Source organism: Vibrio sp. CUB2, from assembly GCF_001557945.1.
GTDB lineage: Bacteria > Pseudomonadota > Gammaproteobacteria > Enterobacterales > Vibrionaceae > Vibrio > Vibrio owensii.
Window position 1 is genome coordinate 1 of the sequence record NZ_LNRB01000050.1, and the last position, 2,873, is coordinate 2,873.

Genomic DNA, 2,873 nt, shown 5'->3' on the forward strand with positions numbered 1-2,873 from the left:
CACCAACTTACCTTTATATACAGTTTAAAATTCAGGATATGGAAGCTTTCAATGAGTATGCTGAGCGTGTTTCTGAAACCACTCAAATCTATGGTGGTCAGACGATTGCGATCAACAAATCACCAACGACATTACATGGCGATGTGGGGGCAGATGTTTGTGTCATTCAACACTGGCCATCTTTGGAAGCGGCACAAGCGTGGCATGACTCTCCTGAATACGCACCACTGAAAAAACTGCGTGACGAAAAAGCGATGAGAGATCTGAAAATTATCCCTGTACCTGCTGTTTAAATAAGCAAGTAGAGCAAATAGACAGCGCTAATATTGATATTATATTAAATTTATAATGAATTAATGGTTGGTATTTTTTCAGAAAATATTAGCGTTCGTTTATTTATTAATCTCTAATTATTCACATCATCATTCTTGGAAACTGAGTCACAAAATAATCAATTATATTTAATGTTTATAAATGGTGTTTTTTATTAAACTATTTGCTCTAATTTTATGCTGAATTTCTTTTGCGATAATGATTTAAGTGATTGTAAATATTGTTATTTGTTAGTTTTTTGTCAGTATGTTCTGAAATTGTCGTTTTATTTAAAATTGTGATGTTTGTTCATATCGATAATCTTCGAACTTTCATTAATAGAACTTACGTGTATTATTTTTTACTGTTTCCTGATTAAAACTATAAACAGGCAATAAGTAACAGCGGTTATAAAATATCGGTTGAAGCTATTTTGTACAATAAACGGTAGAGAGTAAAAAAGTGAAAGCAAATAAAAACATGTTAAAAGCAGTAGTGGGTATGGCAATGTTATCTGGCCTACCTACAGCGGCACATGCGCACGGTTGGTCAGAGTTTCCGAGCGCTCGTCAAAACACCTGTTATGAACAAGGCGGCATTTGGTCTGGAAACCCACCAAACGCAGCTTGTGCTCAAGCAAAAGATATTTCTGGAACATATCCTTTTGTTCAGCGTAGTGAATACGCTAAGAACATTACGGATTTCAACAACATGGCGGCTGTAAAAGCAGCCATCCCTGATGGCACATTGTGTTACGCAAATGACCCTCAGAAACAGGGTATGGGTGCGCCACATACAGCTTGGACGCGTACAGAGCTTAACACTGGCGCATTTGAGTTTGTGTTTAACGCGACAGCGCCTCACAACCCATCATTCTGGGAATTTTACCTAACCAAGCCAAATGCAGATCTTAGTAAAGCACTGGCATGGAGCGACTTAGAGTTGATCCAAACGGAAGGCAATATACCGGTAAGCGGTGGTAAGTACCGCATGAACGTGACAATTCCTTCAGATCGTTCTGGTGATGCGATTCTTTTTGTTCGCTGGCAGCGTGATGATGCTGCGGGTGAAGGCTTCTACAACTGTTCTGACATCACTATTGTGGGCGGTGAAACGCCTCCACCAGAGCCAACGCCTCAACCAGATCTAGTGAAAGGTGACCTATACATTCCTGTTGATTTTGTCGACCCAGATCTAGGCGATACAGTTAAATACGACATCATCAACAAGTATGGTGAAGTGGCACGTAGCTTTGATATTGAAGTGAATGCATCAAACATCAAGGATTGGGAACGTCTACTGGCTTCTGAAATCAACGGTTGGCACGCAGAGTTCAAAGATGGCGCAGTCTTCATCGGTGATTGGCATGAAGAAATGTCACACTACATGTACTTCCAGAACGATCCTTCACGTAACTTCTTTAACTCGAAAGATGCTCGTGCATCAGGCCAAATTTCGGTTATCGATGGTGACGAAGGTGGTGTGGAGCCGCTAACAGGCGATATCTACGAGCTGGTTAAGAGTGACAAGGTTGTAAATGCTGGCGATAAAGTGGTTATTGCAGCTAGCGAAGCCGCGAACCTGACCCAAACTCAAGGCTCAGCAGTGACTATCCAAAACAATGGCACGGCGTCTATCGTTGTTGATACAACAGCAATCACACAAAACGAAACACTTTCGTTTGTTGCGAATGCAGTGAACAGCGAGCGCGCAGAAACCTTCACATTTGAAGTCATTGCGCAAGATAACGGTGTCGATCCTGAGCCAACTCCTGATCCAGAACCAACGCCAGATCCAAGTGATGATGCGTGGGATGCCGCAAAATCTTACCTAGGTGGTGAAGTAGTATCTTATGCTGACCAAAACTGGAAAGCTCAGTGGTGGATTCAAGGTGGTGACAATCCACAAGCGACATACCAAAAAGACCAATGGGGCGTTTGGCGTCCAGCGAACTAGTCTCAACAGTTAGTTTAGAATCTTAGGCCAAATGGAGTTGGCTCTGGCAAGCATCAAAGCCATCGTTCTTTTTGATAGAGCGATGGCTTTTTCATAGGTATCTCATATTGGGTTTGAGTCATAGATAAGTCACATTTCTCAATGGGCAAGTTAAAAAAAGTGTCGTGTTAACATGCTTATTTTTATCACATTATATTGGTTAGTATCTGCGTTGAGCGTTAACAATACCTCCTATAGTTTGACCTCACCTAATAATGACTATAATGCGAAATTAGTGCTTGAAGCCCCATGGAAGTGAGGGCTTTTTTTTTTTTTGCATTTAGGCTAGGCAAACATTTCAAAACGCATCTTCAGACTGCCTCTTTTTCACTAAACGAAGCCAGTATTATCTGACTCGTTAACAGCGCTGCATGTCGCTTTTAACTTTCACCATTCTATATCGTGGATAGTACATTTGTGCATCAATGCTTCGTATGCAGGCCCGCTTCTTGATATGAGAGGCGGGCTTTTTTCATTTTTACGCCAAGGGAGAGATAAAGCCTTCAGGTTTTAAAGCAACCAGCGAGCAGTCGATTGATTGCAGGACATTCTCTGCGGTATTGCCA

The 2,873-nt window shown here is 41.5% G+C and carries 2 protein-coding genes; both read left to right on the top strand.

Features of this window, described 5'->3' with window-relative positions; translation table 11 throughout:
- The coding region (locus tag ATB78_RS27655) for a DUF1330 domain-containing protein (RefSeq protein ID WP_155647889.1) at positions 1 to 293 on the top strand (293 nt) is incomplete at its 5' end.
- A gap of 499 nt (positions 294 to 792) precedes the next feature.
- Complete coding sequence (locus tag ATB78_RS27660; RefSeq protein WP_061011144.1) at positions 793 to 2,268, top strand: lytic polysaccharide monooxygenase; 1,476 nt, start codon at positions 793 to 795, stop codon at positions 2,266 to 2,268.
- Positions 2,269 to 2,873: the final 605 nt, after the last annotated feature.

What these genes read in the sequence shown, in the direction of transcription:
- ATB78_RS27660 (WP_061011144.1), top strand. Translation starts at nt 793, where the DNA reads ATGTTAAAAGCAGTAGTGGGTATGGCAATGTTATCTGGCCTACCTACA.